Source organism: Myxococcus sp. CA056 (assembly GCF_013336715.1).
Lineage (GTDB): Bacteria > Myxococcota > Myxococcia > Myxococcales > Myxococcaceae > Myxococcus > Myxococcus llanfairpwllgwyngyllgogerychwyrndrobwllllantysiliogogogochensis.
Genome location: NZ_JABUMT010000022.1, coordinates 1 through 25,454, shown reverse-complemented (window position 1 = coordinate 25,454; position 25,454 = coordinate 1). Strand labels below are relative to the sequence as shown.

Sequence of the window (25,454 nt, the reverse complement as noted above, 5' to 3'; positions counted from 1 at the left end):
ACGGCTCCAGGGCCGCGTGCCGTGGCGCAAGTCCGGATGGCTACGGGCGCGCGGCCTGTGCGTGGACGGCGGCTTCCAGGCGCGACAGACCGCGCTTCAGCTCGGCCAGCTCGGCCTTGAGGGTGTCGACCTCGGCGGTCTTCTCGCGCAGCTCCCGCGTGCGGACCTCCAGCGCCTTGATGGCGGCCAGATTCACGCCGCCAATATCGAGCATGCCGATGCTCGTGTCGTCCGCGCCCAGGCCGAAGGCCGCCCGGAAGTCCTGTGCCATGGGGCCCAGGTGCCGCACATCGGACTGCTCCTGCTTGTAGCGCCAGGTCGAGATGGGCAGCTCGGAGACCTTCGCCAGCAGCAGCTCGCCGTCGACGCTCCGGAAGCCCTCCTTCTGGTTCCGGTCCGACGTACAGGTGAAATTGCCGCCGCCCGGCGCCAGGTCGCAGCCCGCGCTGGCGTCCGCGCTGGCGCGAAGGCGAATGCCACCCGCGGCGCGCACCATGAACTGGTTGTTGCCGGTGTTGTTGATGACGGTGGCCGTCGACTGGTCGCCCCAGATGAACGAGCCGGTGTGGCCGTTCGTCGACGCCGCTTGACCGAGCGCGATGCTGTAGTCGGCGTTCGCCGTGACGCCGGAGCCCAGGGCCACGGCGCCCTGGCCGGAAGCGAGGTTGAAGAGTCCCCCGGAGATGGCCCCATTGCCGCTCGCGGTGTTCGTGAAGCCCATGGCCACGCTGTTGGTCCCATGGGCACTGCTGGACTTGCCCAGGCACGTCGAGGACTCGGCGCTCGCGACGCAGCTCTCACCCATGGCGAACGATGCTTTCCCGCTGGCGGTGGAGAGGGTGCCGCCCGCCCAGGAGAACAATCCGACGCCGCTCTCATCCCACTGGGTGTCGGCGTTACCCGCGCGGAAGGCTCCCTTGTGGGGCGCCCACATGAGGCGGGCTCCCTTGCCCGTCATGGGGAGCTTGCCCTGGCCCTGCTCGCCTCGCACCAGCAGCCCACCGGCGGAGTCCACGGTGAAGAGGGGGAACGCGGTCCAGCTCACGCCGTCCGACGTCGTGTTCTGGAGCTTCAAGAGGGACGTGGGAGTGGCGATGGCCGTCGCCGCATCGACGAGCAGGTCGGAGCGAGTCGTCATCCGCCCGCGCGTGGTGCCCGTGCCCGACAGCGAGAAGGAGGCGTCCTGGGCGAGGACGCCATTCTGGATGTAGTTGGTGCTGCCCGGCAGGGGCTGGCGCGCATCGGTGAGGCGCGGGTCGCTGCTCGGCACGGGGGCGGTGGCTTCGTCTCCGTACCGGAGGCTCAGGACATCGTCCTTCAGCTCCAACCCTGTCCCCACCTGCCAGGATGGGCCCACGGGGCCAATGGGACCTTGAGGCCCCGCGACGCCCTGGGGGCCCGCGACGCCTTGAGGTCCCGCGGCGCCTTGCGGCCCCTGGAGTCCCTGGCCGCCCTGCGCGCCGTTCACACCATCGGACCCACCACAGCCCAGGCCGGCGAAGACGACTCCCAGCGCGGCCAGCCACGTCCCGACCTTCATTCGATGCCTCCAGGCAGATAGGGCGGGGAGCTTACCGCCCTACGCGCCAGGTCATCTCGGGAGATGGACTGCCTTCAGTGTCGTACCCCCGGGGCTGTCTGCCCGGCGATGACCGCCCAGGTGGCGAGCGCGCTGTTGACGCTGGTCCAGTATCCGTAGGCCTCGTAGTACCAGACGGCCCAGTGCGCCTGCATGTCGAGCCGGCTGGGCGCATCCGGCAGGTCTCCGTTGATTTGAGGGTCGGAGGCGTTGCGGATGACGAGCCACAGGGGTGCGGTGTTACCCAGTTCCTCCGCAACCATGCCGAGCACCGCGTCGCCCATCTCCACACCCGCGCCAACGGCTTCCAGGCCGTTTCGCGAGGTGCCGAACTCGAAGAAGTCCGTGGTGAGGATGGGGTGGAAGGCGGGCAGGTCCCTGCCATCGAGCTTGATGTCGGGGGTGCTGCGGGGGCCCTGGAGCAAGGGTCCGTCGAAGGCGTAGCGCTTGGTGGGCGGCCCGAAGTCCGGCTCGCCGAGCTGTGGCGCGTGCTGGGCCATCAGCCGCTCCGCGTCGTCGAAGAAGCGGGTGGGGACGTCCATCTCGCAGCGATAGGTCTTGTCGTTGAAGGGTTCGTTGCGGAACTCCTGGGAGAGTCGGAAGCGGGCGGCGCGGGTGACGATGACGTCGCCCAGTTCGTGGTCCGCGAACGTCGCTCCGGCGGTTCCCACGGTGATGACCATGCGAGGCTTCACCTCCCGCAGCAGTTGGTGGAACAGGTCCTTCACCGGCAGCGTCGCGGTGCCGACGCCGGTGCGCATGCCGTCCTGGTTGAGGTGCAGCTCCGACTTGAAGCACAGCACGCTCCGGCCACCGATGTCGGTGAGGAACCAGCTTCCCAGGCGCTGCACGCGCTGGGCGGGCGCCGACTTGCGGATGAGCGGCTGGTAGTGGCTCTGGAAGTTCCTGTCGTATGGGTACCAGGCGGTGCGCCGCACGCCCGGGGTGAGGGTGTCCGCCAGGGCCTCCACTTCGGCGACCGTCCACGTGACGACCAGGTAGTCGGCTTGCGGAAGCGCGGCGCCGGGGTCGGGTGTGGTCGGCAGTCGTCGGGGACGCGGCTCCAGGCCCGTGGGCCAGGTCAGCCCCAGGGCCACCTCGGCGGGCAGGGGGCCTCTGGGAAGGGCCGTCGCCTCCAGTGGCTGCTCGTCCACCGTGGCGCCGTATTCGATGATGTGCCGGGCAATCAGCTCCGGGCTGCTCAACAGGGTGTGGGGATTGGGCATGACGCACCTCCAGCGTCTCTTCTTGAAGCTAGGAGCGATGGAGGGGCGAGGCCCGTTGCCCCGCCTGCTCGCGGAGGACGCGGCGGGACAGCTTCAGTGCTCGATGACCGCGTCCGTGAGCGCCCTGCGCCAGCGCGGCTCCAGCCGAGCGTCCGCGCTGCGATGGCCCAGGGCGATGACAATCGGAATCACCGTGCCGCGCGGCAGCCCCAGCGCCTTGGCGACCTTGGGGGCGTCGAAGCCTTCCATGGGGCACGAGTCCAGTCCTCGCGCGGACGCGGCCAGCATGAGCGTCTGGGCCGCATAGATGCCGCTGCGCGCCGCCCAGTTGCGCATGCCCGACGTGCCGATGGGTAGGAGCGAGTGCACGGGATTCAGCAGCGACAGCAGGGCGCGCATCGGCGTCCAGAGCAGCAGCGGGGCCAGCTTCAGGAAGCGCGTGAACTTGCGGACCTGTCCCAGGTGGTAGGTCCTGGACCGGGCATCCAGGTCCGTGGCGTGCTCGACGTGCTCGAGCTGCCGCGCCGCTGTCCTGAGGCCGATGCTCCTGCTTGCGGCGACGACGACCAGCGTCGACGCGGACCGGGCCGCGCGCTGGGCGCGGCAGGCCTCCACCACGCGCTGCTTCAGGTCCGTGTCCCGCAGCCAGTGCAGCTCATAGGGCTGGAGGTTGCCGCTCGATGGCGCCAGCAGCGCGGCCTGCAACACCGCGCGCACGTCTTCGTCCGGGAGGGGGGCTCCATCGAAATCGCGGATGGCGCGGCGGTGCTCGTTGACCTCGCAGAAGTGGCTCCAGCGAGGCTCGGTGTGGGGCTGGTCTGTCATGTGTCAAGAATGTAAGTTGGGGCTTGGATTCACAACTTGCATTCAGGACCCAGCGATGGCCGCGCGAAAGCCCAGGACCTCTCCCCGCAAAAAGCCGAAGCAGGACCGCTCCGTCGCGACGGTCGACGCGATTTTGCAAGCCGCGACTTACATTCTGGTCCGCGAGGGCTGGGAGGGCTTCACCACCAACCGCGTGGCGGAGCGGGCCGGGGTGAACATCGCCTCGCTCTACCAGTACTTCCCCAACAAGGAAGCCATCGTGGTGGAGCTCCAGCGGCGACATGTCGCGAAGTCACGGGAGGGGATGCAGGGGGCCATCTCCGCGCTGCGGGCGCAGAAGACGCTTCCGCGCGTGCTCGAGCTCGTGGTGGAGGGGGCCATCGCCGAGCATCGTGTTGCGCCGGAGTTGCACCGAATCTTCTCCGAGGAGCTGCCGCGCTCGGCCCGGGCTCCCTCGGAGGTGCCGGATGCGCAGGTGGACCGGTTCTGGAGGGAGGTGCTGGCCCCATTCGTGCGCAACGTGACGGACCTGCCGCTCGCGGCCTTCTTCGTCCGGGTGACGCTGCACGCGGTGATTCACGAGGCGGCCACTTCGAGGCCGGAGCTGCTGGACCGACCTGACTTCGCCAGTGAGGTGGTGTGCCTGCTCGACCGTTACCTTCGCCGAGCGGCCCCGGCGCGCTCACGCACGCGCGCGGGGTAGGCCTCAGACTGGACTGCTTTCGGAGCGCTGCCTGAAAGCGCGGCCCCGGACGTGACTCCGAGGGGTATTGCATTGTCAGTTGGAATCCTTGCCTGGGGTTCGGCCGTCAACCGGGTGCCGCAGGACGCACCTTGGCGTCCCGGACCGACGGTGTGCTGGATGCGTACCAGTGGCGCCGCGCTTAATGCCGTACCTTGCAGGCGTCCGTCAGCGCGGCATCACGTCCAACGCATTGACGTCACTCCTGGTGGATAAATTGCTCACCATGACAAACGTGCAATCCATCGGGTTCACCGCATTCGTCGCCGCGCTCTCGCTGCAATGCGCCACCCCTGGGGGGCGCTGCATGGACAGCGAGACGTGTTGCCTGCAGTCACATCCGGGCAACCCGGCTGCGTGCGGTTTCACCGATGCGGAAGCTGCCATCATCCTCGCGGCTGCCGCGACGGCCACGTCAGTGCTGGCCACGTCGAGCGAAGGCGACGACCCCGATGAAGGATGGCGACAGCACTGCATCGACAACTATGTGCGGTGCAAGAGCCAGAAGAAGCCGCGATGGGTGGGGCCTTGCTATGACTGCCTACGCAACTGCGAAGGCCAACACCAATGGCCTTACGAACTGTGCAGCCAGAGTAAACGCTAGGGGCTTCCGATGCCGGACCATAGAACTTGGAACGAAATCAGGGAACTGAATCGCCGCGTCATCGACCTCGGGGAGCCGTTCGCCCTCACGGATGAAATCCGAGCGCTCTTGATTGGCACGGCCTCCGAGGTGGCTATCGCGCCGCAGGAGGTCTCCCAGGCCCTCCAGGGCGACGCGAGTGCCGCCGCTCTGCTCAAGGAGATTGCGAAGCGCATTCGCGTGGGCTCGTGGCGCCTGTCGCGCGCTCTTGCCGAAGTGGACAAGCGCCAGGAGGAAGGTGACCTTGACGCCGCGCGTGCACCGCTTCTGGAGCTGCTTGATGTTGAGGTTGTTCCATTCTACCGCGAGCTTGCCCAGGTGCAGTTGGACGCGCTCGACGAGCCGTAACGGCAATTGGGGCGCTCCCGCCAAAACGGAGCCCCGGAGCACTACGGCGGCGCCGCTCCGTCGCTCGGTGGCGCCTCTTGCCTGCACGCCGCGCCCGTCCGTGCCGTAAGCCGCGCATCCAGATACGCGGCCCATGTGCGCTCCGAGTCGCGCGCCGCCGTCAGCGCGGCGCACATCACCTGCGTATTTGCATACCGGGTCATGGAGGATTCCGCCGAGGGTGGCCGGTGAGGCCCGCCCGCCTGGAACGAGCCGTCTGCTTCCCGTCAAGCCGAGAAGAATGGGCTCGGGAAATGTCCCACGGAATGAGGGTCATGCGTCTCGCTTCGTGGGTCGAGCCTCCCCCGACGCCCGCGCCGGGCGAGACTGACTGTGGGGGCAGGTGTCGGCCCAGGGTGAGGTCCTTGCGTGCGCGAGCCAGTGAATGAGGTCGAGCAGACCGAGGGCTACTACCGTCGCTACGGTGAGGCCGTGCACCGGCGTTGCCTGCGCTTGCTTGGCGACGACGCGCTGGCCTGGGACTCGACGCAGGAGGTGTTCCTGCGCGCCCACGCGAACCTGACGCAGCTTCGCGCCGCCGGCTCTGCCTTGTCGTGGTTGCTCACCGTGGCGGACCGACAGTGCTTCTCGGTGCTGCGTCGCCGCCGCACGGAGGTCACCAGCGCGCTGACGCGACTGGCTCCGCTTCCGGACGCCCACGCTTCACCGGAAGCCACGCTGGAGCGGCTCCTGGTGGATGCGGACCTGGTGAGACGCGTCCTCGCCCACTGTCCGGAGGACGTCCAGCGCATCGTGGCCCACCGCTTCATCGACGAGCTGGAGCAGGAGCAGATCGCCACGCTGCTCGACGTCTCGCGCAAAACGGTGCAGCGCAAGCTCCAGGCCTTCTTCGACACCGCACGGCGGCTGCTGGACGTCGCCCCCCGTCCTGAGCCGCGAAAGGGAGCGGCCTCCGCATGAGCACCTCATCCATTCCTCACTTCCCGGGCGTGCCGGACCTCCTGGTGGAGCGCTACCTGTGTGACGAGCTCTCTCCGGAAGAGGCTCGTCACGTGGAGGAGGCGGCCAGGGCCTCGCCCGCGCTGGCCGCGCACCTGCGCGAGCGACGGGCGGAGAAGGCGGCCTTCGCCCTCGTGCGTCCCTTTGGGCCGGTGCGCGCGCGTCTGGAGCTGCCTCGTCCGAGCCGCTGGCGGATGCTCTGGCGCTGGAGCCAGCCCGTGCTGGTGCTCGGCGTGGTGCTGGCGGCGGTGCTGCCACGGCTTCATTCGCTCCAGGAGGTGGAGCGGGTGCGCGTGCGCGGTGGCCTCACCGCGCGGGTGCTCGTCAAGCGAGGCGAGGTCGTCTTCGAGCAGGGGCCCGGCGCGGTGCTGCGTTCCGGCGACAGGGTGCGCGTGGAGGTGGAGGACGTGGAAGGGGGCGCGCTCTATGTGCTGGCGGTGAGTGAGCGTGGCCGCGTCACTCCGCTCCAGGGTTTTCCGGCCACGGGGGGCACGTTGTCCATGGTGCCGGGGCGGTGGGTGTTGCCCGGGAGCCTGGAGCTGGATGACGCCCCCGAGCAGGAGGCGCTGGTGGTGGTGCTCGCGGCCGACGCCCGTGATGCACCGTCGCCAGAGGCCATCCATCGCTGGCTGGAGCAGGCGGCGCGAGAGGCGGACTTCCCCCCGTCACTCACTCCACTGCCCGGCACCCGCCACGCCGTGCGCACGCTGCCCAAGGAGCTGCCTTGAGCGCCAGGGCCGCGCGCGCGCTCGGAGGCCTGCTCGTCCTCCTCGCCGCCTCTGTCGCGAGCGCGGAGAACCGGTTCTCCATCAGCGTGGGACACAACCTGGGCCGGGACACGGATGAGCCCCTGCGCTGGGCCCAGCAGGACGCCGAACGCATGGACGCGGTCTTCGGCCAGCTTGGCGGCGTGCCCGAGGACCGCCGCATCCTCCTGCGCGGTGAGTCGGTTTCGAATCTCCGGTTGGGACTGGCGCGGATGCGAGGCCGCATCGAGGAGGCTCGCCGCGCCGGGGAGCGCACGCTGCTGTTCTTCTTCTACTCAGGCCACGGAGACGAGGCCGCGCTGCGCATGGGTGGGGAGGCGCTCCCGCTCGTGGAGCTGCAACGGCTGCTCGCCGAAGTCCCTGCCACCGTCACCATCGCCATGATGGATGCCTGTCACAGTGGCGCGCTCGTGCGCGGCCGGTCCAAGGGCCTCAAGTCCGCGCCCGCCTTCGATGTCTCCTTCCTCCGACAGGTGGGGCCGGAGGGCCGCGTGTTCATCGCCTCCGCCGGCGCACACGAGGTCGCGCAGGAGTCGGACAGCCTCCGGGGCTCGTTCTTCACGCACCACCTGATTTCGGGCCTGCGGGGCGCGGCGGATGTGGACGCCGACGGCCGCGTCACCCTCACGGAAGCCTATGGCCACGTCTACCACCGCACGCTCGCGGGCTCCCATGGCTCCACGGCGGCGGTGCAGCACCCGGAGCTGTCCAGCCAGCTCGCGGGAGAAGGGGACCTGTTCCTCACCACGCTCTCGCGAGCCCACGCGCACCTCGAACTTCCTCCCTTGGTGGGGGACAGCGTCGTGCTCGTGGACGAGCGCACGCTGCAGGTGATGGCGGAGGTGGAGCCGCGGGCGGAGGACCCGGTGAGCATCGCCCTGCCTTCGGGGCGCTACCGCGTGCAGGTGCGGCGTGGCTCGCAGGTGCTCTACGGCAAGGTGTACCTGCCCTGGGGCGAGAGGCAGCGCTTGAATCCCGAGTCCCTGGAGGTGCGCACCCTGGCCCTGCACCAGCGCAAGGGCGAACTCCTGGATGCCAGCTCCTGGCGACTTCAAGCGGCGCTGGGCGCGGGCCGCTCCTCGACGCAGTTGGGCGGATGGGGGCCGCAGGTGGGCGTGCTGCTCGCGCGCGAGGGCACGGGAGGGCTGGGAGTGTCCTTCCTCGGGGGCCTCACGCTGGGAGCCACCCGGGGCTCAACCACCGCTCAGGACCTGGAGCAGTTGGAGCTGGGGCTGTGGAGTGGCCTGGGCGTGGCGGGCTCCTTGGGACGTGTCTGGGCCGGAGCCCATGCGGGCCTCGGAGTGCTGGGCCTGGTTCAACGCGCGACGAGCCCGGACGCGGAGCGACGCCGGGAGCTGGGGCTGCCCGCGCGGCGGACACGCACGGGCGCGGGAGCAGCCGCGTTCGCCTCGCTCTCCGCGGAGGTGCCGGTGGGGGCGCGCACGGGCCTCTTCGCTCGGCTGGGCGGCCATGTCGCGTTGATGCGCGAGGATGAAAAGCTCCGCACGCAACTCGCGCCACAACTGCTGCTGGGTTGCACCTGGGGGCTGTGACACGGAAGCGCGTGAAAGGGATGTCCCACGCCTCGCTGTCCGCGCGTCTCCTTTCTCGCATCGTTCAGGTGGCCCGAGCGCATTCGAAGCACGGCGCGCGTGTCTCCTGGCCGGTGTCTGTCACGCGACATGGGATTGCTCCCATGCACCGAGAGGAAGGCCATATGACGACGAGGCTGGAGCGCGGTTTCTGGAAGTGGGGCCTGCTTTCACTGGCATTGGCGGGGTGCGGCGGTGTCCTGGGGGACGAGGCGGGGGATGAGCCGCTGCTCACGCTGGAGGGGACGCTTCAATCCAGCGCTTCATTCGATCTGGGCAACTCCAACTCCGACCGGCTGCGAGCGGCGCTGCTCTGGAACACCTGGCCCAAGGTCGTCGTGGACTGCCTGGTCCAGCAAACGTACCCGGAGGGCATCTCCAAGTGCGCGCGGCTGAGCCCCAGGTCGTCGTTCCACCATCCCGGGGTGGACGTGAAGGTGAACGGCCGGTTCCCCAACTCCTTCAGCATGCCCCTCAATCGCCTGCCGGAGCCTGGAGCCCTGATGGGGGAGGAAGGCTCCCGGCTGGGCATGGCCTATGTGATGGCCTACGTGGACGGCAACGGCAACGGCAAGCTGGACCGAGTCCCGACCGAGGCTCTTTCCAGCCCTGACATCGTCGTCGGGTTTCAGGAGGGCTTCGACGGAGAACAGACGGAGAGCTCCTTCATCATGTTTCGCGAGGGCGCGCTCCACCCGCTCTTCCACCTGGACTTCCCGAACTGCCCGGAGATTCCCCAGGGGTACTCCGTGGTGACGATGCGCTACACGCCTACCTCCGAGGAGTGCTTCGTGACGACGCGCAAGGTGGACGTGAACGTCGTCCTGAAGGCGAGCCAGGCCCTCCAGCAGATGGCCTGTGAGCTGCCCAACGCGAGCGTCCTCGTGGACTCGGTGCGCGCCTCCACCATGGGGCCGCCACCGCCGGGGAGCACCCAGCGCTGCGGCACGTACATCCGTCCCGTGTCGCGCCTCGACCAGGTGCTGCTCGTGAACCCCCATCCGGAGCGCTTCTGCACCGCCGCGAACACGGTGGCGTACACGCTGCGAGACTACTGGGATGGTGCCTGGGATGACCGGGCCTCTCCTCCCGCGTGGTGGCCCTGCCCGGTGACCGCGCCCTGAGGTGAGGACCGCGAGGGGGCAGGCCGGGTGCGCTGCCCCTTCGCGACGAGTCACCCGACGGCGGCACGGAAGAATTCCGAGTGTCACAGCCTGTCGTGACGAGGACCGCGACTCCTGACTCCGCGAGCCCATGAATCCCAGGCGACGGATTCATGGGGCACTTCTGAGCAGAGATTGGCCGCGTCCATCCATGCTGGGTGGCTCAACGCTCCGAGGACTGTCTACATACAGCGGTTTTCACAGACACCCAGCAGGCAGAACCAGCACGGACCCACGCAGCCGGGACGACAGGCCGCGTTGGCGTGCTCGCTGTCGGCGAGCAGCATGCCCTCCGGCGGCGTGCTCACTTCCAGGTCACACGTCGCGTCTCCTTCCACTTCAACGAGCGCGGCCTGAGGCTCACCCATGGACAGGGCGGCGAGCCCCACCACGAGCAACATGCACAGCACCATGGACCACTGGCTCTTGAGCAGCTTCGCGAACATGCGTGTCTCCTTGGCAGTGCCTGACGAGGCCACGCCAGTCTGTCATGAAAACAACCAATCCAGAAAGTCGAGGATAGATGGTTCGGGAGCGGATGGGCGCCGCAATGCGTTGCCCTGGCCCCGCGAGCGGCCTATGCAATGCGCCAGGGGGCCACGCAGCAAGAGTCACCCGTATCCGAGGAGTCCCATGCGTTACTTCGACGACTTCCAACCTGGTGAGGCGATTGAGGCCGGGCCCTACGTGGTCTCCCGGGAGGAGATCATCGCCTTCGCGAAGCAGTTCGATCCGCAGCCCTTCCACCTGAGTGACGAGGGAGGTCGGGAAGGCATCTTCGGCGGCATCATCGCCAGTGGATGGCACACCGCTTCCATCTGCCACAAGCTCGCGGTGGAGAGCCTGTTGGGCAAGTCCGCGAGCCTGGGTTCACCGGGGCTCGACGAGCTGCGCTGGCTGCGGCCGGTGCGTCCCGGGGATGCGCTCAGCGCGCGCTTCGAGGTCCTCTCCACCACGCCGTCGCGCAGCAAGCCGGACCGCGGCGCCATCAAGTTCCGCTTCGAGGTCCGCAACCAGAATGGCGAAGTGGTGATGACGGAGGTCGCCAACGCGCTGTTCGCCCGACGGCCCGAGGGCGGCGCGGCGAAGTAGCCGCGAGCCATCCTCAGGGAACCGATGGCAAGGGCCGCGCCATTCATCGGCGCGGCCACGCTTCACCTGCCAGGCGCTGGCTGGACCCGACGTCGGTGCGCCCCTCCGCGTGGGCGAGCGACACCGCGCCGTCTTGTTGTCCGCCCGCGCGACGTCGGCTCAGCGCTGGGCCATCAGGGCATTGAGCGCGGGATAGTTGATGCCCGCCTCGGGCGGAGGCGCGGAGGAGCCGTCCCGCAGGAAGTCCGCGCTGAGCGCCGCGATGCGGCCGAAGATGGACTGGGCCATGCCCGCGCCCGCGCTGACGCGACGCACGCCGAGCGAGGCGAGCTCCGACGCGGGAGGCAGGCCGCCAATCGCCATCAGGTTCAAGGGCAGGCCCGCTTCCGTGACGATGGCCTTGATGTCCACCGGCGTCTTCAGGCCCGGAACGAAGAGCCCATCCGCGCCCGCGGCGCGATAGCGACGGGCCCGGGCCAGCGTCTCCTCGACGCGACGCTCCGCCGGGCCAATGCCCCGCAGGAACACATCCGTGCGCGCGTTCACGAACAGGTCCGCGCCCTTTCGCGCGGCGGCGCGCTTCACGGCTTCAATCTTGGCGCACAGCAGGTCCACCGAGCCCGAGCCATCCTCCAGGTTGATGCCGACGCCGCCCGCCTCCAGCACCCCCGCGGCCACTTCGCCCACCGCGTGCGGGTCCTCCGAGTAGCCCCCTTCGATGTCCACCGTCAGCGGCACCTTCACGAGGCGGGTGATGGCGGCGACGGTGTCCAGGAGTCGACTCACCGGCAGCAGGTCGCCGTCCGGGTATCCCTGGGCCCAGGCCACGCCCGCGCTCGTCGTGGCGAGGGCCTTGGCCCCCAGGCTCTCCATGACGCGGGCGCTTCCGGCGTCCCACGCGTTGACCAGCAGCAACAAGCCCGCTTCGTGCAACTGACGGAAGTCCCGGGCGGAGTTCGGCGGAGCGACAGGCATGGGCAGAGGTCCTCTTTCGACAGGGGTGTGGAGCGGGGCCGGATGATACGCAGAGCGCTTCAGGCCGTGGATGTCCGTCGCACTCGCGACTCGTGGTCGAGTAACCAGCGCTTGCGCTCGATGCCACCTCCGTAGCCGGTGAGGGAGCCATTGGCACCCACCACGCGATGACACGGCACGACAATGCCCACCGGATTGGCGCCGTTCGCCAGGCCCACCGCGCGTACGGCCGCGGGACGGCCGATGCGCTTCGCCAGCTCCGAGTAGGACACCGTCGCGCCGCAGGGAATGCCCCGCAGCGCCGCCCACACCTCGCGTTGGAAGGGCGTGCCTTCGGTGCGGACGGACAGGCCGTCGATGGCGTCGAGCCGCCCGGAGAAATACGTCCGCATCGTCTCCGTGAGTCCGCCCGGATTTCGCGCGGCGTCCAGCTCGAAGCCTCCGGCCCCGTAGTGCAGGCGCAGCAACTGCCGCATGCGGCCTTCGTGTTCCGTCCAGTCGACGGCGCGCAGGTGTCCGTCTCGGTCCGCGATGATGACCAGCTCGCCGATGGGGGTGTCCGTCTTGTCGATGAGGAAGCGGAGAGTCTCAGCCATGACGCACCTCTTGGAGTCGTGGAAGCAGGCCCGGGTCCGCGGCCCACAGGTGTTGCGCGGCATAGGCCCGCCAGGGCCTCCAGGGTTCCGCGCGTTGAAGCAGGTCCTCGGGTGTGGGACGCGCGCCCGCGTCCGTCGCCGCGCTCCGCAAGAGCGCCACGTCGCTGGCGGGGAACGCGTCCGTCTCGCGCAGCGCGCGCAGGGCGATGTACTGCGCGGTCCACTCGCCCACGCCTCGGATGGAGCGCAGCCGGGCGACGCCTTCCTCCACCGTGCCGAACGGCTGGAACAACAGCGGGTCCGCGAGCGCCGCTTCCGCCAGGGCCTTCAGCGACGCCTTGCGCGCGGAGGGCATTCCCAGTGCTCCCAGGTCCGTCGCCACGACGCGCTCCGGTGAAGGGAAGGCCCGCGACAGGCCCGGAGCAAGTCCGTCCACGGGGGCGTCAGCGCACAGTCCCACCAACTGGCCCGCGAGCCTGCGCGCGGCCACCACCGTCACCTGCTGGCCCAGAATCGCGCGGACCGCCAGTTCGAAGCCGTCCCATGCGCCAGGGGCCCGCAGCCCGGGACGCAGCGCCACGAGGGGCGCCAGGAAGGGGTCCCTGGAGAGGTGCGCGCCAATCACCTCGATGTCCGCGCCCACGTCGAACACCCTGCGCACGCGCGCGACGATGGCGGGGAGCGACTGGACGCGCGGGAAGCGAATCCTCGCCACGAGGTTGTCCCTCGCGGGCTCGTGGGACACCTCCACCGTGCCCACCGCGCCGTCCTGGGACACCGTGCGCAGGTAGCGCGAGTCGGACACCTGCTCGACGCCCTGGATGGCTCGCGCGGACAGATAGGCGAGCATCGCCGCCCAGTCGTACGGCGGCCGGTAGCGCAGCCGCAGCGTGACGCCCGCTTCCGCCGCCGCGCTGGAGGTCGTCTCCACCGCCTGCTTGCGGCGCAGGGCGCTGGGGGGCCGCTGGTAGAGGTCCTGGAACGTCTCGTTGAAGCGCCGGATGCTGCCGAAGCCCGCGGCGAGCGCGACCTCGGCCAGCGGCATCCGCGTCTCCTGGATGAGCTGCTTGGCGAAGAGCACGCGCCGCGTCTGCGCGACGGCCACCGGCGTGGCGCCCAGGTGTTGCTTGAAGAGACGGCGGAGCTGTCGTCCTCCCACGCCCAGCCGCTCCGCCAGCGCGTCCACGCCCGCTTCGCCTCCGTCCAGCGCGCCCTCCGCGATGAGGGCCAGCGCGCGCGACACGGTGTTGGAGGTGCCCCGCCAGGAGGCGAGGTCCGGGGCCGTCTCCGGCCGGCAGCGCAGACACGGCCGGAAGCCCTCTTCCTGGGACGCGGCGGCGGAGGCGAAGAAGCGGCAGTTCTCCCGCTTCGGCGTGCGCGCGGGGCAGATGGGCCGGCAGTAGATGCCGGTCGACGTCACCGCGACGAAGAGGCGGCCGTCGAAGCGGGCATCCCGCGTCTGGAGCACGCGGTAGCAGGCGTCGGAATCGAGCAGGTCCATGCCCAGACAGTGTCATCGGGGCGTCGTGCGCGCTCGCGGTTTTCGGACATCGATGGCACGCGCCCTCCAGACGCGAAAAGGGCCTCCCACCACCGGTGAGAGGCCCTCTTCAAGACGCGACTGCCTGGGGGCCGACTAGGCCGCCGTGCGGTGCAGGAAGTCGATGAGGTCGATCTTCGTGACGATGGCGATGACCTTCTCGCCCTCCTTCACGACGGCCACGTTGTCCTGCGCGAAGATTTCCCGCAGGCGGGCGATGCTCGTGTCCGGCGACAGCGCGCCCTGCAGCGGCGAGACGATGGCGTCGATGGTGTCGGCGAACTTCGCCTTCCCGGCGACCAGCGCGTTGAGCAGGTCGTACTCGTGCACCATGCCCACCGCGCGGCCGTCCTCGGACACCACGGGCATCTGGCTGATGCCGTGACCGCGCATCGTCTCCACGACCTGGTCCACCCGGTCGCCCTTGCGCGCCGTCTTCACGTCGCGCTGCTTGCTCCCGATGATGTCGCGCACGGTGCCGGTGCTCTTGTCCTCGGCGAAGCCGTTGTCGCGCATCCACTCATCGGAGTGGAACTTGCTGATGTAGCTGCTGCCGGAGTCGGGGAGCACGACGACAATCGTCTTGCCCTTGCCCACTTCCTTCGCCAGCTGCACGGCCACGTGCACGGCCGCGCCGGAGGAGCCACCCGCGAAGATGCCCTCCTCGCGCGCCAGCCGCCGCGCCGCCGCGAAGCACTGGCGGTCATCCACCTGGCGCACGTCGTCCACGACCTTGAAGTCCATGGCGCCGCACAGCATGTCCTCGCCGATACCTTCCACCTTGTAGACGTGCGGCTCGGTCAGCTTGCCCGTCTTGAAGTAGCCCTCGTAGACGGAGCCCTCGGGGTCCACGCCCACGTTCTTCAGGCCGGGGATCTTCTCCTTGAGGAACTTGCCCGCGCCGCTCATCGTCCCGCCGGTGCCCAGGCCCGAGATGAAGTAGTCCATCTTGCCGCCGGTCTGCTCGAAGATCTCCGGACCGGTGAGCTGGTAGTGCGCCTCGATGTTGTCGGGGTTGTGGTACTGGTTCAGCATGAACGCGCCCGGCGTCTCACGGTGCAGCCGCTTGGCCGTCTCGTAATAGCTGCGGGGGTCCTCGGCCGCGACGTTCGTCGGCGTCACCACCACCTGCGCGCCCAGCGCCTTCAGGCGGTTGATCTTCTCCAGCGACATCTTGTCCGGCATCGTGAAGATGCACTTGTAGCCCTTCACCGCGGCCGCCAGCGCCACGCCCATGCCGGTGTTGCCGGACGTGTTCTCCACGATGGTCCCGCCGGGCTTGAGCTTCCCCTCCCGCTCGGCCTTCTCGATGATGTACAGCGCCATGCGGTCCTTGATGGACGCGCCCGGGTTCATGAACTCGCACTTGACCAGAACAGTCGCATCGTTCGGTCCGACGAGCTTGTTGAGCTTGACCAGGGGCGTGTTGCCAATGGCGGAGAGAATGGTGTCGTGGATGTCCATCGGGGCTTCCAGAAAAAAGGGGGTTCGCGGCGCGTCTTATATGCCGCCGGAGGGGCCCGGTCGACAGCGGGAGTCCATCTCCCCGGTCGAGAAGTAACAGTGCCCCGTCCTGGGCACTTCCCCCGCACCCCTGGAGCAGCAGGACCCGGGGTGTCTCCTGGCGACCTGCCAGCAGGGACGGGCCTGCTTCGTCAGGGGGCGGCCGGGCGCGCGACGCGTCGCGACGGGAATTGGGGGCTCAAGGTTTCGCCGTCGCTTACGTGACAGCCCGAGGGGCCAGGGGGCAATCGCCGCGCCGGGCCTTTGACGCGGAAAGTCGCCCCTCCCATACTCGCAAGCCTCTTCTCCCAACCCCCTTGGAGAACCCCGTCGATATGGAACTCGAGGCCGCCCTGCGCGACCAGGTGGGACAGGCCACTGGCCGTCCCGTTCCCCATGCTCCCATCAAGAAGTTGAAGGGAGACGCGAGCAATCGCTCGTACTACCGCGTCGGCGCGCCCCCGGAGAGCTGGGTGGTGATGGTGATGCCGCTGGACGCGACGAAGAAGAGCGAGGAGGCCACCAAGGGTGAGCCTCCGAAGGAGCTGCCCTTCGTCAACGTGCACCGCTACCTGAACAAGCTCGGTGTGCGCGTGCCCGCCATCCTCCGCTACGACGAGCCGGCGGGGATGATGGTGATTGAAGACCTAAGCGACATCACCTTCGAGTCCGCGCTGGAAGGCGGCAAGCACAACGAGGCGCTCTACACGCGCGCGGTGGACCTGCTGGCGCGGCTGCGGGTGCAGGCGGAGAAGCACCAGGACCCGGACTGCCTGGCCTTCACGCGCTCGTTCGACGAGGACCTGTACGACTGGGAGCTGCACCACTTCCGCGAGTGGGGCCTGGAGGCGTGGAGCGGCAAGCTGCCCACGGACGCCGAGCGCGCGCAGCTGGACGCGACGTTCCGGGACATCGCGAAGCAGCTGGCCGCCGCGCCCCGGGGCTTCACGCACCGCGACTACCAGAGCCGCAACATCATGGTGAAGGAGGGCGAGCTGGTGGTCATCGACTTCCAGGACGCGCTCCAGGGCCCCAGGCAGTACGACCTGGTGGCGCTCCTGCGCGACAGCTACGTGGAGCTGGACCGGGCCTTCGTGGACGCGATGCTGGACCGCTACATCGCCACGTTCCAGGAGGCGAGCGGCGAGCGCATCGACGCGGTGGAGTTCAAGGCGTTCTTCGACCTGCTCACCGTGCAGCGCAAGCTGAAGGACGCGGGCCGCTTCGAGTACATCAACCGCGTGAAGGGCAACCCGGGCTTCCTCGTCTCCATCCCCGCGTCGCTGCGCTACGTGCGCGAGGCGTTCCGTCAGCGGCCGGAGCTGCGAGGGCTGCAGGAGCTGGTGGCGAAGTACGTCCCGGAGCTGGCGGCCTGAGCCCATTGGCGGGGGAGGGGAGTCGACAATGAAGGCGATGGTGCTCTGCGCGGGTCTGGGAACCCGCCTGCGTCCGTTGACGGAGCGCTGGCCCAAGCCGGCGCTCCCGTTCCTGGGTCAGCCGCTCCTGCGCTACCACCTGGCGGTGCTGAAGGCCGCGGGTGTCACGGCGGTGGGCATCAACACCCACCACCTGCCGGATACGATGGAGGAGGTGGCTCGCGAGGAGTGCGCGCGCGCGAAGCTGGCGCTGCACGTGGTGCGCGAGCCCGTCATCCAGGGCACCGGCGGCGGCATCCGGGGCCTGCGCGACTTCCTCTCGGACGGAGACTTCATCGTCTACAACGGCGACATCCTCTACCCGGTGGACCTGCGGCCGGTGGTGGCCGTGCACCAGGCGTCCGGTGCGCTGGCGACGATGGTGTTGCTGCCCATGCCGGAGGGGGAGAAGTACGCGTCGGTGGAGTTGGATGCGTCCGGACGAGTGCGGCGCATCGCGGGACACGGGCCTGGAGGCGAGGGCCTGACGCCGTGGCACTTCACGGGCGTGCACGTCATGTCCCCGCGCGTCTTCGACTTCATGAGCGCGCAAGGACCCGAGGACATCAACCGCGAGGTCTACGCGCGCGCCATGTCCCAGGGACAGGTGGTGCGAGGCGTGCGCGTGGATGGCTACTGGTCCGATTTGGGCACGCCGTCGCGGTATCTGGCCACGGTGCGGGACGTGCTCGCCGGCCGCGTGCGGTTGGAGTGGCTGGGGGCGGACTCGCCGCTCGCTGGCACGGTGCGAGGGCCGGGGTCCTCGTGGGCGCATCCCGACGCGCACGTGAGTGGCGCGAAGGTGGAGGGCCCCGCGTACTTTGGCCGGGGCGTCACGGTGGCGGAGGGCGCCGTCGTCGGCGAGTCCGTGGCGCTGGGCGCCGGAGTGAAGGTGGACGCGGGGGCTCGCCTCCAGAACGCCGCCGTCTTCGAGCAGACCGTGATCGAGGCGGATGAGTCGCTCACGGAGCTGCTTGCGTGGCGGGAGCATCGGATTCCCGCGCCGCTTTCGGGGCGCTGACTCGCACGAGCCTCAAGGCCCTCGGATGAGCTGACCGCGTGCGCGGCCAGCGGGTGCCGTGCGCCGCCCGCTCGCGCGTGCCCTCGCCGCGAGCGTGTGGGGGCGGCCGCATGGTGATGCCTGTCGACTCCTGTCCGCGCGCGCACGAACCCTGCTCGGAAAGGGTCGGTTACCGCACGGCGTGCGAGCGAGCTCTGTCGTCCGCACGAAGGTCGCCGTTTCGGACAATGGGCCCTACCTTTCGCCACGGACAGCCTGCCTGCGCCGGGGGTTTCCGGCGGGGAACAAGGGGAGGTCTGGGGCATGAAGTGGCGAGGTTCTCTGGGGGCCAGGCCGGCGGGGGGAGACAGCACTCACTTCCGTGTGTGGGCGCCACGCAGGCGCAGTGTGGAGGTCGTGGTGAAGGGAGGCTCCCGCCCGCTCCCACTCGCGGGGGACGCCCAGGGCTATTTCGAGGCCGTGCATCCGGTGGCCGTGGGGGCGCTGTACAAGTACCGCCTGGATTCGAGCGAGGAGTTCCCAGACCCCGCGTCGCGCTTCCAGCCCGAGGGCCCGCATGGCTTCAGCGAGGTCGTCGACGCGTACGCGCACCCGTGGACGGACGGCGACTGGAAGGGCGTGTCCTGCATCCGGGGGCAGGTGCTCTACGAACTGCACCTGGGCGCCTTCACGCCCGAGGGGACGTACAGGGCGGCCATCGCCAAGCTGCCGCTGCTCAAGGAGCTGGGCGTCACCTGCCTGGAGTTGATGCCGCTGCACACGTTCCCCGGGCGCTTCAACTGGGGCTATGACGGCGCGCAGCTCTTCGCGCCCAGCGGGCAGTACGGCCGGCCGGAGGACCTGCGCGCCTTCGTGGAGGCCGCGCACGCGCTGGGGCTCGGCGTGCTGGTGGACGTCGTCTACAACCACCTGGGGCCCGACGGGAACTACCTGGCCCAGTACTCACCGGACTACTTCACCCGCAAGTACGAGAACGAGTGGGGCGAGCCGACGAACTTCGACGACGGCGCCGCCGCGGGCCCCAGCCGCGACTTCTTCATCCAGAACGCCTGCGCCTGGGTCGCCGAGTATCACTTCGACGGGCTCCGCCTGGATGCGACGCAGGCCCTGTATGACGACGGGCCGTGCCACATCGTCCAGGAGCTGACGCGCGCCGTGCGCGAGGCCGCGGCTGGCCGCGGTGTGCTCGTCATCGCCGAGAACGAGCCCCAGGACGAACTGTGCGTGAGGTCGGTGGAGCGGGGCGGCTGGGGCACGGATGCCCTCTGGGTGGATGACTTCCACCACTCCGCCCGTGTCGCCGCCACGGGACGCGCGGAGGCCTACCTCCAGGACTATCGCGGCACCGCGCAGGAGCTGCTGTCGTGCGCGCTGCGCAACTCGCTCTATCAGGGGCAGTACTACCGCTGGCAGAAGAAGGCCCGAGGCAGTCCACTGCTGCGCGTGCCCGCGAGCGCGTGCGTCTTCTACCTCCAGAACCACGACCAGCTCGCCAACATGCTCCAGGGCCAGCGGCTGCACCGCATCTGCGGCGAGCGACTGGCGCGCGCGCTCACCACGCTGTGGCTGCTGCTGCCCCAGACGCCGCTGCTCTTCATGGGCCAGGAGTGGTTCGCGAACTCCCCCTTCTTCTACTTCGTGGACCACAAGCCGGAGCTGCAGCCGTTGGTGCGCAAGGGTCGGGACCAGTTCCTCGGCCAGTTCGAGAGCGCCCGTCACGCGCTGGAGCACGAGGGCTACGTGGAGCACGTGGACGAGAAGGCGTTCACCCTCTCCCGGCTCGATTGGAGCGAGCGCGAGCGCCACACCGGGCCGCTCACCCTGCACCGGGAGCTGCTCCGACTGCGCCGCGAGGACTCCGTGCTTGCCCGGCAGGACAGCGGCCAGCTCACCGGCGCGGTCCTCTCCCCGCTCGCGCTCGTGCTGCGCTACTCGGGCAGCGAACAGGAAGGCGACCGGCTGCTGCTCGTCAACCTGGGGGGCGAGCTGGAGCTCTCTCCGTGCCCCGAACCATTACTCGCACCACCTCGGGATGAAGGGTGGCGTCTTGGACTGTCGAGTGAAGAGGTTCGATTCGGAGGTGCAGGGTCTTGCTCACTGGAGTCACTGAGGGTCGAGACGTCGTGGCGCGTACCGGGGATGACCGCCCTGTGGATGACGAGCACCGGGAGGAGCGGCCAGGGGCTCGGCCCACAGAAGGCCGGATGAGCCGGGTGCGCGGGCTGCCGGAGCTGAAGTTCGCATGGCCGGTGGGAGCGCCGGCCATCGAGGTGCTCGGACGGGAGTGGCTGATGACGAACGGCCTGGGGGGCTATGCGTCCAGCACCCTGGCGGGGGTGAACGCGCGCCGCTACCACGGCCTCTTCATCCCCACCCTGCCCGAGCGGGGCCGCACCGTCATGCTGTCCCGCCTGGTGGAGACGGCCCGGGTGGAGGGGCAGACGTGCCGACTGGACGGCGAGGTGCGGGCGGACGGCGCGCTGATGGGGGACGCCTCGCTGCTGCGCTCCTTCCGGCTCGACGGCCTCATTCCCGAATGGGAGTACGTCCTGGGCGCCTCCCGTCTGCGTCGCAGGCTGGTGCTGGTGCACGGGGAGAACACGCTCTTCATCGAGTGGGCGCACCTGTCCGGCCCTCCGGTGAAGCTCCGGCTGCGGCCCTTCCCGGTGTTTCGAGTGCACGAGCACGACTTCCCGCACGACTACTGCCAGCCGAAGGTCATTCTCCAGGGAGAGCGCATCGAGATGCAGGCGGCGAAGGATGCGCCTTCGCTGCGGCTGCGGCTGTACGGCGATGGCATCGTGCCCTTCGTGGCGATGCCTGAGATTTCCTCACCCCTGCTCTACCGGACGGAGCGCTCCCGGGGGATGCCCCACATCGAGACGCAGGCGAGCCCTGGCTACTTCGAGTGCACGGTGAGGCCAGGCAGTCGCCTGTCGCTCGGTGCCACGGTGGATGACTGGGCGCTGTTGGACCGGGACCCGTCCATGAGCTTCGACATGGAGCGCGAGCGCGAGTGGCGCCTGCTGGAGCGCGCGCCCGTGGCGGCGAGGACGGGCACGGCGGCGCGCCTGGTCCTCGCGGGCGACCAGTTCATCGTCGACCCCATGCGTCCGCGCGACGATGCGTGGGCCCGGGCCATTGGCGAGGATGCCCGCAGCGTCATCGCGGGCTACCCCTGGTTCACCGACTGGGGCCGCGACACGATGATTTCGCTGGAGGGCCTGACGGTGTCCACGGGGCGCTTCCGTGAGGCGGCGGCGATTCTGCGCACGTTCCGTCACCACGTGAAGGACGGGCTGTTGCCCAACCTCTTCCCGGAGGGAGAGGCCGACGGGCTCTACCACACGGCCGACGCGACGCTCTGGTTCTTCCACGCGGTGGACCGCTACGTGACGGCCTCCGGGGACCTGGAGCTGCTGCGGGAGTTCTACCCGACGTTCGAGGACATCGTCCGCAGGCACCAGCAGGGCACCCGCCACAACATCCGCATCGACCCCACGGATGGGCTGCTGACGCAGGGCGAAGAGGGCTACCAGCTCACCTGGATGGACGCGAAGGTGGACGGCTGGGTGGTGACGCCCCGACGCGGCAAGGCCGTGGAGCTCAACGCCCTGTGGTTCAACGCCATGCGGCTGATGGCGGAGTGGGCCGCGCTCCAGGGACTGGACGGGACGCCCTACGCGATGGCCGCGCAACAGGCGCAGGACTCCTTCAACCGGCGCTTCTGGAACCCGGCCGAGGGGTGCCTGTTCGACGTGGTGGACGCGCAAGGGGGCGGCAATGACGCCGCCGTGCGGCCCAACCAGATTTTCGCCCTGTCTCTCAAGTACCCGGTGTTGAACCCGGACCACTGGTCGGACGTGCTGCGCAAGGTGGAGACGGAGCTGCTCACCCCGGTGGGGCTGCGCTCGCTGGCCTCGGACCACGACGACTACAAGGCCACGTATGACGGAGACCTGCGCGCGCGTGACGCGGCGTACCACCAGGGCACGGTGTGGAGCTGGCTGATTGGCCACTACGTGGACGCCGCGCTCAGGGTTCAGCCGGCCCGCGCGCACGTGCGTGACGTCATGGAGGGCCTGGAGACCCACCTGAGACAGGCGGGCGTCGGCCAGGTCAGCGAAATCTTCGACGCCACGCCCCCCTTCAGGCCAAGGGGGTGCATCGCCCAGGCCTGGGGAGTGGCCGAGGCGCTGCGGGTCTTCCTGCGCATCGCCTGACGTCGGGTCAGGCGGGGTGGTAGCGGGCGAGCACGCAGGTGACGTTGTCGTTGCCGCCCGCGGCGTTGGCCATGTCGATGAGCTGCGAGCACGCCTTGTCCAGCTCGGGCGTGCGGCCGAGGATTTCCTGCATCTGGGGGTCGGTCACCATGCCGCTCAGGCCGTCCGAGCACAGCAGGAAGACGTCGCCCGGCTGGGGGTCCACGCGGGAGACGTCCACCTGGACGTTCTCCTTCATGCCCAGGGCGCGGACGATGACGTTCTTGTGCGGGAAGTTTTCGACTTCCTCGGGCGAGAGCTTCTTCGCCTTGAGGTAGTCGTTGAGCAGGGAGTGGTCCTCGGTGATCTGCTTGAGGGCTCCAGCGCGGAAGCAGTACACGCGGCTGTCGCCCACGTGCCCGACGTACGCGACGTCGCTGGCGAAGTGCACGCTGACGATGGTCGTCCCCATGCCCTTGTACTTCGACTCGCTGCTGGCCTTCTCGAAGATGCGCGCGTTGGCGAGCTTGATTCCGGTGGCCAACCGGTTCTCGTCATAGTTGCGCTGTTTGTCCATCTTGAAGGGCCAGGTGCTGTCCTGGTCCTTGGAGGTCATCTTGTAGAACTCACCCAACTCGTCCACGGCGATGCGACTGGCGATCTCTCCTGAGGAGTGCCCGCCCATCCCGTCCGCGACGATGAAGAGGTGCTCATCGGGCAACATGAGGAAGTTGTCCTCGTTGTGGTTCCGCTTCATCCCGACGTGGGTGCTGCCGGCTACCTCGATGCGCATGCGCGGGGACTCTTCTAAGGGGACGAGAAACTGGCGGCGCACGTTAACAAAGCGCTCGGAAAACGGTCAAAAGACGTGCTCTTGGTGCGGTCAGACAGGGGACACCGGGGCAGGGGAGGCAGGCTCGAAGCTCAAGCGGTCCCCTTCCTGGGTGCCGCTCGCGGCCAGGACGCCCGCGGGCAGTTCCAGCACGGAACGGGCCTGGAAGTACACGGAGGTGGCCCTCCAGGGCGGCAGCGCCATCATCTGCTTGACGATGCGGCCCTGGGCGTCCAGGAAGGCGACGTCAATGGGGATGCGCATGAAGAACGTGTGGATGGAGTTGCAGGGCTGGATGTGGAGGCCGTCGCCCATGGCGAGCTCCTGGCGCCCCATCAGTCCCTTGAAGCGCTGGGCGAAAGAGGTGGCCTTCTCCGCCCGGTCCGCCAGCGGCTTCTGCCGCGTCTCGTTGGTCACCTTCCAGCGCATGTAGCGCGTTCTACCCCATGCTCGAGCCCCTGGCGCGTCCTCTGCATCTGGTTCTGGTCTCCCCCCAGATTCCCCCCAACACCGGCAACGTGGCCCGCCTCTGCGCGGTGACGGGCTGCCGGCTCATCCTGGTGGAGCCCCTGGGCTTCTCAATCGATGACCGGAACCTCAAGCGGGCCGGGTTGGACTACTGGGACAAGGTATTTCTACGGCTGTACCCGACTTATGAGGCCTACGTGGCGGCGTATCCGGACGCGCGGCGGTGGCTGTTCTCGGCGCGGGCGGAGCAGACCTTGTACGAGGCGCGGTTCGAGGAGGGGGACCATCTGGTGTTCGGCTCGGAGGTGACGGGGCTGTTGCCGGAGGTGATGGAGGGGGGGACGGGGACGGCGCTGACGATTCCGATGTTGGAGGGGCGGCGGAGCATGAACCTGTCCACGGCGGTGGGGGTGGGGACCTACGAGGCGCTGCGACAGGTGTGTTTCACCGGGGCGGGCAGGCGGGCACCCTCGGCAAGTTGAGGGGCGGTGAGGAGGGACTACACTGCGGCGAGGATGATTCCGTCGCAGGCCGCCGAAGCGCTGTATTCCGCCCACAAGTCCCGAGCCACGGGATGGCTGACCTTGTCCGCAGGAGGGCGTGAGTCGCGGTTGATGCTGCGCGAGGGCGACCTCGTGGGGACGCGGCTGGGGTTTGGGTATCAGAGTCCGGCGCAGGCGCTGTTGCAGAGTGGCTTGTTGAGCGCGGAGGCGCTGGATGCGCTGTGGGCGCGGGGGGGGGCGGGCGCCGCGGACGAGGAGTTGTTGGAGGAGCACGGGCTGGAGCGGGACGCGGTGGTGGAGCAGCAGGTGCTTGCCCACGTGCGGCGGTTGAGTGAGTTGGCCGAGCGCGCGGCCTTCGAGCCTGGGAGCGTGGAGGCGGAGTTCGAGCCCATCTCCGGAGTGAGGGTGGTGCGGGCGGCGCTGGAGCGGCCGGGGGCGGGTGGGGCGAAGGGGCGGGTGTTCCGGTGCGCGGATGTGGCTGTGTGCGAGCCGTGGCTGACGGATGCGTCCGAGCGGGAGTTGCTGAGGACGTTGGGGGAGTTTCGTGAGCCGGAGTCGCTGACGCCCGCGCGCGAGGCGCTGTTGCTCGTGTTGGAGCGCGAAGGGGGCGTCGAGGCGCTGTCGGTGGAGGAGTGGGAGGCGAGGGAGGAGGCGCGCAGGCAGGAGGAGGAGGCCGCGCGCAGGAGGGCGGAGGAGGAGCGGCTCCGCGCCGAGGAGGAGGCTCGTCGGCGGGCGGAGGAGGCTCGGCTGGCGGAGGAAGCCCGACTCCGTGCGATTGAAGAGGCTCGGCTCGCGGAAGAGGCTCGGATTCGTGCCGAGGAGCAACGGCTCGCGGAAGAGGCGAGGGTTCGGGCGGAGGAAGAACGGCGGGCGGAAGAGGCCCGGGCTCGTGCCGAGGAAGAACGGCGCGCGGAAGAGGCCCGGCGCGCGGAGGCTGCTCGGCTGGCGGCAGAGGCTTGGATTCGCGCCGAGGAGGAGCGACTCGCTGAAGAGGCCCGGCTCGCCGAAGAGGCCCGGGTTCGTGCCGAGGAAGAGCGACTCGCGGAAGAGGCGCGACTTGCCGAAGAGGCACGGGTCCGTGCGGAGGAAGAGCGACTCGCGGAAGAGGCACGGCTCGCGGAAGAGGCACGGGTTCGTGCCGAGGAAGAGCGACTCGCGGAAGAGGCGCGACTTGCCGAAGAGGCACGGCTCGCTGAAGAGGCACGGCTCGCTGAAGAGGAGCGACTCGCTGAAGAGGCGCGGGCTCGTGCTGAGGAAGAGCGCCGCGCGGAAGAGGCTCGGCTCGCTGAGGAGGCCCGGCTCGCTGAGGAGGCCCGGGTTCGTGCCGAGGAAGAGCGACTCGCTGAAGAGGCTCGGCTCGCTGAAGAGGAGCGACTCGCTGAAGAGGCACGGCTCGCTGAAGAGGCACGGCTCGCGGAAGAGG

Annotated in this window: 24 protein-coding genes and 1 pseudogene; 14 read left to right on the top strand and 11 right to left on the bottom strand. The window is 69.2% G+C overall.

The window, feature by feature from the left end:
- Nucleotides 1–40 precede the first annotated feature (40 nt).
- From HUA76_RS46350 to HUA76_RS42410, 3 genes are all read right to left on the bottom strand, one after another.
- Nucleotides 41–1,540: a tail fiber domain-containing protein gene (locus HUA76_RS46350; RefSeq protein ID WP_174464165.1), complete on the bottom strand. Its 1,500-nt coding sequence runs from the start codon at nt 1,538–1,540 to the stop codon at nt 41–43.
- A gap of 74 nt (nt 1,541–1,614) precedes the next feature.
- Nucleotides 1,615–2,805: a hypothetical protein gene (locus HUA76_RS42415; RefSeq protein WP_174464164.1), complete on the bottom strand. Its 1,191-nt coding sequence runs from the start codon at nt 2,803–2,805 to the stop codon at nt 1,615–1,617.
- Nucleotides 2,806–2,898: 93 nt separating this feature from the next.
- A complete protein-coding gene (locus HUA76_RS42410) occupies nt 2,899–3,630 on the bottom strand; it encodes a nitroreductase family protein (protein WP_174464163.1) in 732 nt (243 codons plus the stop codon).
- 55 nt (nt 3,631–3,685) lie between these two features.
- Here HUA76_RS42410 and HUA76_RS42405 point away from each other — a divergent pair, with 55 nt between their 5' ends.
- The 3 genes from HUA76_RS42405 to HUA76_RS42395 all read left to right on the top strand — a co-directional run bounded on the left by HUA76_RS42405 (nt 3,686) and on the right by HUA76_RS42395 (nt 5,363).
- Complete coding sequence (locus tag HUA76_RS42405; protein WP_174464162.1) at nt 3,686–4,333, top strand: TetR/AcrR family transcriptional regulator; 648 nt, start codon at nt 3,686–3,688, stop codon at nt 4,331–4,333.
- Nucleotides 4,334–4,598: 265 nt separating this feature from the next.
- Complete coding sequence (locus HUA76_RS42400; RefSeq protein ID WP_174464161.1) at nt 4,599–4,976, top strand: hypothetical protein; 378 nt, start codon at nt 4,599–4,601, stop codon at nt 4,974–4,976.
- Between the two features lie 9 nt (nt 4,977–4,985).
- A complete protein-coding gene (locus HUA76_RS42395) occupies nt 4,986–5,363 on the top strand; it encodes a DUSAM domain-containing protein (RefSeq protein WP_174464160.1) in 378 nt (125 codons plus the stop codon).
- Nucleotides 5,364–5,404: 41 nt separating this feature from the next.
- Here the strand turns inward: HUA76_RS42395 and HUA76_RS42390 are convergent, their stop codons facing one another.
- Entirely contained in the window at nt 5,405–5,566 is a 162-nt protein-coding gene (locus tag HUA76_RS42390; RefSeq protein WP_174464159.1) for a hypothetical protein, read from the bottom strand.
- Between the two features lie 205 nt (nt 5,567–5,771).
- Here HUA76_RS42390 and HUA76_RS42385 point away from each other — a divergent pair, with 205 nt between their 5' ends.
- The 4 genes from HUA76_RS42385 (at nt 5,772) to HUA76_RS42370 (ending at nt 9,845) form a co-directional block, all read left to right on the top strand.
- Nucleotides 5,772–6,323: an RNA polymerase sigma factor gene (locus HUA76_RS42385; RefSeq protein ID WP_174464158.1), complete on the top strand. Its 552-nt coding sequence runs from the start codon at nt 5,772–5,774 to the stop codon at nt 6,321–6,323.
- Nucleotides 6,320–7,090 (top strand): hypothetical protein, encoded by a 771-nt coding sequence (locus HUA76_RS42380; RefSeq protein ID WP_174464157.1) that lies wholly within the window; start codon nt 6,320–6,322, stop codon nt 7,088–7,090. The genes HUA76_RS42385 and HUA76_RS42380 overlap by 4 nt, the downstream gene beginning before the upstream one ends.
- Nucleotides 7,087–8,682 carry a caspase family protein gene (locus HUA76_RS42375; RefSeq protein WP_174464156.1) on the top strand — a complete coding sequence of 532 codons (1,596 nt, stop codon included), beginning with the start codon at nt 7,087–7,089 and terminating at the stop codon, nt 8,680–8,682. Before HUA76_RS42380 ends, HUA76_RS42375 begins: the two co-directional genes overlap by 4 nt.
- Before the next feature lie 164 nt (nt 8,683–8,846).
- Nucleotides 8,847–9,845: a hypothetical protein gene (locus HUA76_RS42370; RefSeq protein ID WP_174458582.1), complete on the top strand. Its 999-nt coding sequence runs from the start codon at nt 8,847–8,849 to the stop codon at nt 9,843–9,845.
- 221 nt (nt 9,846–10,066) lie between these two features.
- Here HUA76_RS42370 and HUA76_RS42365 read toward each other — a convergent pair whose 3' ends face one another.
- Nucleotides 10,067–10,330, bottom strand: coding sequence for a hypothetical protein (locus HUA76_RS42365; RefSeq protein WP_174458583.1), 264 nt, complete (start codon nt 10,328–10,330; stop codon nt 10,067–10,069).
- A 187-nt stretch (nt 10,331–10,517) separates the two neighbouring features.
- On the opposite strand from HUA76_RS42365, the gene HUA76_RS42360 reads away from it, so the two are divergent.
- The gene (locus tag HUA76_RS42360) at nt 10,518–10,976 is read left to right on the top strand and encodes a MaoC family dehydratase (RefSeq protein ID WP_174458584.1); all 459 of its coding nucleotides are present in this window, start codon (nt 10,518–10,520) and stop codon (nt 10,974–10,976) included.
- Nucleotides 10,977–11,135: 159 nt separating this feature from the next.
- On the opposite strand, the gene HUA76_RS42355 is transcribed toward HUA76_RS42360, so the two are convergent.
- The 4 genes from HUA76_RS42355 to HUA76_RS42340 all read right to left on the bottom strand — a co-directional run bounded on the left by HUA76_RS42355 (nt 11,136) and on the right by HUA76_RS42340 (nt 15,551).
- Nucleotides 11,136–11,951 carry an isocitrate lyase/phosphoenolpyruvate mutase family protein gene (locus HUA76_RS42355; protein ID WP_174464155.1) on the bottom strand — a complete coding sequence of 272 codons (816 nt, stop codon included), beginning with the start codon at nt 11,949–11,951 and terminating at the stop codon, nt 11,136–11,138.
- A gap of 59 nt (nt 11,952–12,010) precedes the next feature.
- The gene (ogt, locus tag HUA76_RS42350; protein ID WP_174464154.1) at nt 12,011–12,547 is read right to left on the bottom strand and encodes a methylated-DNA--[protein]-cysteine S-methyltransferase; all 537 of its coding nucleotides are present in this window, start codon (nt 12,545–12,547) and stop codon (nt 12,011–12,013) included.
- Nucleotides 12,540–14,048 (bottom strand): AlkA N-terminal domain-containing protein, encoded by a 1,509-nt coding sequence (locus HUA76_RS42345; protein ID WP_174464153.1) that lies wholly within the window; start codon nt 14,046–14,048, stop codon nt 12,540–12,542. Before HUA76_RS42345 ends, ogt begins: the two co-directional genes overlap by 8 nt.
- A 135-nt stretch (nt 14,049–14,183) precedes the next feature.
- Nucleotides 14,184–15,551 (bottom strand): pyridoxal-phosphate dependent enzyme, encoded by a 1,368-nt coding sequence (locus tag HUA76_RS42340; protein ID WP_141642400.1) that lies wholly within the window; start codon nt 15,549–15,551, stop codon nt 14,184–14,186.
- A 374-nt stretch (nt 15,552–15,925) separates the two neighbouring features.
- Here HUA76_RS42340 and HUA76_RS42335 point away from each other — a divergent pair, with 374 nt between their 5' ends.
- From HUA76_RS42335 to HUA76_RS42320, 4 genes are all read left to right on the top strand, one after another.
- Entirely contained in the window at nt 15,926–16,966 is a 1,041-nt protein-coding gene (locus HUA76_RS42335) for an aminoglycoside phosphotransferase family protein (protein ID WP_174464152.1), read from the top strand.
- A gap of 28 nt (nt 16,967–16,994) precedes the next feature.
- Entirely contained in the window at nt 16,995–18,026 is a 1,032-nt protein-coding gene (locus tag HUA76_RS42330; protein WP_174464151.1) for a sugar phosphate nucleotidyltransferase, read from the top strand.
- Between the two features lie 303 nt (nt 18,027–18,329).
- Nucleotides 18,330–20,234, top strand: coding sequence for a malto-oligosyltrehalose trehalohydrolase (treZ, locus tag HUA76_RS42325; RefSeq protein WP_174464150.1), 1,905 nt, complete (start codon nt 18,330–18,332; stop codon nt 20,232–20,234).
- Entirely contained in the window at nt 20,231–22,249 is a 2,019-nt protein-coding gene (locus tag HUA76_RS42320; RefSeq protein ID WP_174458591.1) for an amylo-alpha-1,6-glucosidase, read from the top strand. Before treZ ends, HUA76_RS42320 begins: the two co-directional genes overlap by 4 nt.
- A gap of 7 nt (nt 22,250–22,256) precedes the next feature.
- Here HUA76_RS42320 and HUA76_RS42315 read toward each other — a convergent pair whose 3' ends face one another.
- Together HUA76_RS42315 and HUA76_RS42310 are read right to left on the bottom strand one after the other, a co-directional pair.
- The gene (locus HUA76_RS42315) at nt 22,257–23,021 is read right to left on the bottom strand and encodes a Stp1/IreP family PP2C-type Ser/Thr phosphatase (protein ID WP_141642395.1); all 765 of its coding nucleotides are present in this window, start codon (nt 23,019–23,021) and stop codon (nt 22,257–22,259) included.
- A 90-nt stretch (nt 23,022–23,111) separates the two neighbouring features.
- Nucleotides 23,112–23,489 carry a DUF192 domain-containing protein gene (locus tag HUA76_RS42310; RefSeq protein ID WP_174458592.1) on the bottom strand — a complete coding sequence of 126 codons (378 nt, stop codon included), beginning with the start codon at nt 23,487–23,489 and terminating at the stop codon, nt 23,112–23,114.
- Between the two features lie 17 nt (nt 23,490–23,506).
- On the opposite strand from HUA76_RS42310, the gene HUA76_RS42305 reads away from it, so the two are divergent.
- Together HUA76_RS42305 and HUA76_RS42300 are read left to right on the top strand one after the other, a co-directional pair.
- Nucleotides 23,507–24,010, top strand: a complete 504-nt coding sequence (locus HUA76_RS42305) for a tRNA (cytidine(34)-2'-O)-methyltransferase (protein WP_174458593.1) — start codon at nt 23,507–23,509, stop codon at nt 24,008–24,010.
- A gap of 33 nt (nt 24,011–24,043) precedes the next feature.
- Nucleotides 24,044–25,454, top strand: a pseudogene (locus HUA76_RS42300) (molecular chaperone DnaJ); the annotation flags it as partial.